3 protein-coding genes are annotated in these 6467 nt (G+C 63.5%); all 3 read left to right on the top strand.

Going from position 1 to position 6467, the window contains the following annotated elements:
• Positions 1–1457 precede the first annotated feature (1457 nt).
• The 3 genes from ACIPL0_RS13425 (at position 1458) to ACIPL0_RS13415 (ending at position 6351) form a co-directional block, all read left to right on the top strand.
• A complete protein-coding gene (locus ACIPL0_RS13425; RefSeq protein ID WP_400597132.1) occupies positions 1458–3230 on the top strand; it encodes an N-acetylglutaminylglutamine amidotransferase in 1773 nt (590 codons plus the stop codon).
• 3 nt (positions 3231–3233) lie between these two features.
• Positions 3234–4982, top strand: a complete 1749-nt coding sequence (gene ngg / locus ACIPL0_RS13420) for an N-acetylglutaminylglutamine synthetase (protein WP_400597131.1) — start codon at positions 3234–3236, stop codon at positions 4980–4982.
• Positions 4983–5160: 178 nt separating this feature from the next.
• Entirely contained in the window at positions 5161–6351 is a 1191-nt protein-coding gene (locus tag ACIPL0_RS13415) for an osmoprotectant NAGGN system M42 family peptidase (protein WP_400597130.1), read from the top strand.
• Positions 6352–6467: the final 116 nt, after the last annotated feature.

Below are 6467 nucleotides of genomic sequence, written 5' to 3'. Positions count from 1 at the left end.
TGGGCCCGCCGCGAATGGGCCATCCATGGCCCACGCGGCTCTCGCGACATCCTGTCGCTCGGCCCACTGCGCATCGCCTGCATTCGGCCTTCTGGAACGGGGCCCCAAGATCAAAAGCTGAAAAGCAAAAGCCAAGCGAGCGCATTCCCTGTGGGAGCGGGCTCGCCCGCGAAGGCGTCCTCAAGATCGCCACCGCCGGCAAGCCGGGCTGCTACGGGGCGGTGTGTGCCATCTGCTTTTGATTCTGGCCGAAGGCCGTGGGAGGGATCCGAGTTTACGAGGGTCGCGAAGGCGGTGTGTCAGATGTATCGCTTTCGCCCCCCTCGTGACCTCGGATCTCACACAGGGGTTGTGGTGATTGTGCGGGTTGTGTTGCCGTACCAAAACTGTGCAAACACAGCACATCCGTGGGAGGGAGCTCTGCTCGCGATAGCATCTGTCCAGACACCTCTGCACCAACTGCCCCACCGTAATCGCGAGCAGAGCTCCCTCCCACAGAAGTTTGTGGTGACCTCAAATTTCTTGGGTGCATGCAAGCCGGACTGCTACAGAGTGCTCCGCCTGATCTGAGCCACATTCGGACGATGGCGTCCCGGCTGACACCGCCCCCTCCTTGAATAAGTGGAGATCCACTGTGGGAGCGAATTCATTCGCGATGCGGTGTTCCAGGCGATGAATCTGTTTCGACCGGAAGACCTTTCGCGAATGAATTCGCTCCCACAAGTTTTCAGGGTGTCTGGTAGATATCAGTACACCGCCAAAACCCGTAGCAGTCTGGCTTGCCGGCGGTGGCGATCTTGAGGACGCCTTCGCGGGCGAGCCTGCTCCCACAAGGGTTTTGTGTTCGCCGGATTTTGATCTGGCTTTTGATCTGGCTTTTGATTTTGATCTTGGGGCCCCGTCCCAGAAGGCCGAACGCAGGCGATGCGCAGTGGGCCGAGCGACAGGATGTCGCGAGAGCCGCGTGGGCCATGGATGGCCCATTCGCGGCGTGCCCACGGAGCATTGCCGGAGGGAGGGAATGCCGAGCCAAAGCGAGGCACCGTATGGCGGGGTTAGAAGCCCTTGGTTACTTGGGGCTTTTCCAAGTAACTCGCCGTCAGGCGAAACAGGGCTGCGTTAGCAGACCGGCAATACGTCAGACACACCGCATGCACAGGTTTTACGACGACTGCGTCGCCGGTCGCAGGGCAAGCCAGCTCCTACAGAAGTCCGCGTAACGTGCTGGAGGCGAAACAGGGCTGTGTTAGCACACCAGCAATACGTCAGACACACCGCAGGCACAGGTTTTACGACGACTGCGTCGCCGCTCGCAGGGCAAGCCAGCTCCTACAGTTGAAGGCATAACCAGTCGCTTATAACCGATCGTTCTAAAACTCTCGCAAATCCTGCCGGTCAGTCTTTGGGTAGCCGGACTTCCCCGGCCACGTTCCCCAACGGATAACCGGTAAGGACTTATGTGCGGATTAGCTGGAGAGTTACGTTTCGACAACCAACCTGCGGACCTCGCCGCAGTAGAACGCATCACCCATCACCTGGCCCCTCGCGGTCCGGATGCCTGGGGGTTTCATAGCCAGGGGCCGATTGCCCTGGGCCATCGCCGTCTGAAAATCATGGACCTGTCCGACGGCTCGGCGCAGCCGATGATCGACAGCCATCTGGGCCTGTCGCTGGCCTTCAACGGCGCCATCTACAACTTCCCGGAACTGCGCGCCGAGCTTGAAGCGCTGGGCTACGCGTTCCACTCCGGCGGCGACACCGAAGTGCTGCTCAAGGGCTACCACGCCTGGGGCGCCGAGATGCTGCCCAAACTGAACGGCATGTTCGCCTTCGCTATCTGGGAGCGCGACAACAACAGCCTGTTCATCGCCCGCGACCGTCTGGGCGTCAAGCCGCTGTACCTGTCGCGCACCGACAAGCGCCTGCGCTTTGCCTCGGCCCTGCCGGCGCTGCTCAAGGGTGGCGACATCAACCCGCTGCTCGACCCCGTGGCGCTGAACCATTACCTGAACTTCCACGCCGTGGTGCCCGCGCCACGTACCCTGCTGGCCGGCGTCGAGAAAATCCCACCGGCCACCTGGATGCGCATCGGCGCCGATGGCAAGACCGAGCAAAAAGTCTGGTGGACCCTGCCCTACGGCCCACACGCCGATGAAACCCACCTGACCCTGCAAGACTGGCGCGACCGCGTGCTCGACAGCACCCGCGAAGCCGTGGCCATTCGCCAACGGGCGGCGGTGGAGGTCGGCGTGCTGCTGTCCGGCGGTGTCGACTCCAGCCTGCTGGTCGGCCTGCTCCGCGAAGTCGGGGTGAAGGACCTGTCGACCTTTTCCATCGGTTTTCAGGATGCCGGTGGCGAGCGCGGTGACGAGTTTCAGTATTCCGATCTGATCGCCCGGCACTACGGCACGAATCACCATCAGTTACGCATCAAGGAAAGCGAGATCATCGAGCAGTTGCCTGCGGCGTTCCGCGCCATGAGCGAGCCGATGGTCAGCCACGACTGCATCGCCTTCTACCTGCTGTCTCGCGAAGTCGCCAAGCACTGCAAGGTGGTGCAGAGCGGCCAGGGCGCGGACGAGCTGTTCGCCGGTTATCACTGGTACCCGCAGGTGGATGGCGCCAGCGATCCTTATGCGGCCTATCGCGAGGCGTTTTTCGACCGCAGCTACAAGGAATACGCCGACACCGTCGCGCCGCAGTGGCTGACGGCCAATGACGCCGCCGGTGACTTCGTCCGCGAAAATTTCGCCATGCCCGGTGCCGATGCCGGGGTCGACAAGGCGCTGCGTCTGGACAGCACGGTGATGCTGGTAGACGACCCGGTCAAGCGGGTCGACAACATGACCATGGCCTGGGGCCTGGAAGCGCGCACGCCGTTCCTCGATTACCGCCTGGTCGAACTGTCGGCGCGGATTCCGGCGCGTTACAAGCTGCCCGACGGCGGCAAGCAGGTGCTCAAGGAAGCCGCGCGTCTGGTCATTCCGTCCGAAGTCATCGACCGCAAGAAAGGCTACTTCCCGGTGCCGGGCCTCAAGCATCTGGAAGGCGACACGCTGAACTGGGTGCGCGACCTGTTGCTCGACCCGAGTCAGGACCGTGGCCTGTTCAACCCGACCATGCTCGACCGGCTGTTGACCAACCCCGACAGCCAATTGACCCCGCTGCGCGGCTCCAAGCTGTGGCAACTCGCAGCCCTGAACCTGTGGCTCAGTGAACAAGGACTGTGACCGATGAAAGCCAATGCTTCGCTCTACAACCAGCGCCTGTTGCGTGGTCAGGCGCCGTCCTATGAACGCCTGCAGGCGCGTTTCGCCGAAGACGGTGCGACCCCGGATGCCGAGCCGCTGGCGCTGCATTGCGGCTGGGGCCGGCTGCTGATCGGCCACACCTACCCCGATCCCGCAGCGCTGGCCAACGAGTTGCTCAACGAAAAACCCGGCGAGCGCGACATCGCGCTGTACGTGGCGGCGCCGCAGCAGGTGCTGGCGCAGTCACCGCAGCAGCTGTTTCTCGACCCGTCCGACACCCTGCGTCTGTGGTTCAGCGACTATCGGCCGTCGCAGCGAGTGTTTCGCGGCTTCCGCATCCGTCGTGCGCAAAGCGAGGCCGACTGGAGCGCGATCAATAACCTGTACATCGCCCGTGGCATGTTGCCCATCGACCCGACGCTGCTGACCCCGCGCCATCAGGGCGGCCCGGTGTACTGGATCGCCGAGGACGAGAGCAGCAACGCGGTGATCGGCAGCGTCATGGGCCTGAATCATCAGAAGGCTTTCCATGACCCGGAAAACGGCAGCAGCCTGTGGTGCCTGGCGGTCGACCCGCAATGCACCCGCCCCGGTGTCGGCGAGGTGCTGGTGCGCCATTTGATCGAACACTTCCAGAGCCGCGGCCTGGCCTATCTGGACCTGTCGGTGCTGCACGACAATCAGCAGGCGAAAAACCTCTACGCCAAACTCGGCTTTCGCAACCTGTCGACCTTCGCCATCAAGCGCAAGAACGGCATCAACGAACGGCTGTTCCTCGGCCCCGGCCCGCAGGCGGACTTCAACCCCTATGCACGGATCATCGTCGAGGAAGCCCACCGTCGCGGTATCGACGTGCAGGTGGATGACGCCGAAGCCGGGCTGTTCACCCTGATCCACGGCGGGCGGCGGGTCCGTTGCCGCGAGTCGCTGAGCGACCTGACCACCGCCGTCAGCATGACCCTGTGCCAGGACAAGCGTCTGACCCACAAGGCGCTGAAGGCCGCCGGGCTTGAGCTGCCGGTGCAGCAACTGGCGGGCAATGCCGATGACAATCTGGCGTTTCTCGACGAGCACGAACGCATCGTGGTCAAGCCGGTGGACGGCGAACAGGGCCAGGGCGTGGCAGTGGACCTGCGCAGCATCGAAGACGTGCAGACCGCAGTCGAACGCGCCCGTCAGTTCGACAGCCGGGTGCTGCTGGAAAGCTTTCATGAAGGTCTCGACCTGCGCATCGTGGTGATCGGTTTTGATGTGGTGGCAGCGGCGATCCGGCGCCCGGCGGAAATCCGTGGCGATGGCCGTCATACCATCGGCCAGTTGATCGAAGCCCAGAGCCGGCGCCGCGCGGCGGCCACCGGTGGCGAGAGCAAAATCCCGCTGGATGAAGAAACCCGCCGCACCGTGGCAGACGCCGGTTTCGACTTCGACAGCGTGCTGCCCGCCGATCAGCGCCTGGCCGTGCGCCGCACCGCCAACCTGCACACAGGCGGTTGTCTGGAAGACGTCACCGCGATCCTCCATCCGGTGCTGAAAGACGCCGCCATCCGCGCCGCCCGCGCCCTCGACATTCCGGTGGTCGGCCTGGACCTGATGGTCCCAGCGGCGGACCAGCCGGACTACGTGTTCATCGAAGCCAACGAACGCGTCGGCCTGGCCAACCACGAGCCGCAGCCGACCGCCGAACGCTTCGTCGATCTGTTGTTTCCCCATAGCCTGCCCGTGCATGGCTGATGCTGCGCAACTGTACGCCGGATGCTGACCGACGTTGTGGGAGCGAATTCATTCGCGAGAGGCCGTAACAGGCGACATTGTTGCCCTTACGTTCGTATCGCGAATGAATTCGCTCCCACAATGAGGTCATTCATTCGGCCAACGGCTGCATCGCTCACGAAATACAGGAGCCCTCCCCATGACCACTGCACAGAAAATCCTCGAACCGGATCTGAATTACCTGCAGAAAGTCCTGCTGGAAATGCTCGCGATTCCCAGCCCCACCGGCTTCACCGACACCATCGTGCGCTATGTCGCCGAGCGGCTGGAGGAGCTGGGCATTCCCTTTGAACTGACCCGGCGCGGCACCATTCGCGCCACCCTCAAGGGCCAGCAGAACAGCCCGGACCGCGCCGTGTCCGCGCACCTGGACACGATTGGCGCCAGCGTGCGCGAGGTCAAGGACAATGGCCGGCTGGGCCTGGCCGCCGTGGGTTGCTGGTCCAGTCGCTTCGCCGAAGGCAGCCGGGTCAGCGTGTTCACCGACACCGGGGTGATTCGCGGCAGCGTGTTGCCCCTGATGGCGTCAGGGCACGCCTTCAACACCGCCGTGGACAGCATGCCGATCAGTTGGGACCACATCGAATTGCGCCTGGACGCCTACTGCGCCACCCGCGCGGATTGCGAATCGCTGGGCATCAACATCGGCGATTTTGTGGCCTTCGATCCGCTGCCCGAATTCACTGAAAGCGGGCATATCAGCGCCCGCCATCTGGACGACAAAGCTGGCGTCGCAGCGCTGCTGGCGGCGCTCAAGGCCATTGTCGACAGCGGTGCCAGCCCACAGATCGACTGCCACCCGCTGTTCACCATCACCGAAGAAATCGGCACCGGTGCGGCCGGCAGCCTGCCGTGGGACGTCAGCGAATTCGTCGGCATCGACATCGCCCCGGTCGCACCGGGCCAGCAGTCCAGCGAGCATGCGGTGAGCGTGGCGATGCAAGACTCCGGCGGGCCGTACGACTATCACCTGTCCCGCCACCTGCTGCGTCTGGCCCAGGACAAGGAGCTGCCGGTGCGCCGCGACCATTTCCGCTATTACTACAGCGACGCCCACTCGGCGATCACCGCCGGCTACGACACCCGCACCGCGCTGCTGGCCTTCGGTTGCGACGCCACCCACGGTTACGAGCGCACCCACATCGACAGCCTCAACAGCCTCAGCCGCCTGCTCGCGGCGTACATCATGAGCCCGCCGGTGTTCGCCAGCGACGCCCAGCCGTCCAAGGCCTCGCTGGAGAATTTCAGCCATCAGCTGGAACATGATGCGCAGATGGAGTCCGACACCCGCGTGCCAGCAGTGGATACGCTGGTGGGACAAAACTCCTGACTCCGTCCTTCTGTAGGAGCTGGCTTGTCCTGCGAGCGGCTGCGAAGCAGTCGTAAAATCGGCTGACGCGTTTTTTTCTGACACAGCGCATTCACTGGTTTTACGACGACTCCGTC

Origin of the sequence: Pseudomonas sp. NPDC090208, assembly GCF_044746785.1 — a bacterium.
GTDB lineage: Bacteria > Pseudomonadota > Gammaproteobacteria > Pseudomonadales > Pseudomonadaceae > Aquipseudomonas.
This window is presented reverse-complemented; position numbering and strand designations above follow the sequence as displayed.

Bases quoted from the DNA above. Each gene is read 5' to 3' on its own strand.
- ACIPL0_RS13425 (WP_400597132.1), top strand. From the start codon at position 1,458: ATGTGCGGATTAGCTGGAGAGTTACGTTTCGACAACCAACCTGCGGAC.
- ngg (WP_400597131.1), top strand. From the start codon at position 3,234: ATGAAAGCCAATGCTTCGCTCTACAACCAGCGCCTGTTGCGTGGTCAG.
- ACIPL0_RS13415 (WP_400597130.1), top strand. From the start codon at position 5,161: ATGACCACTGCACAGAAAATCCTCGAACCGGATCTGAATTACCTGCAG.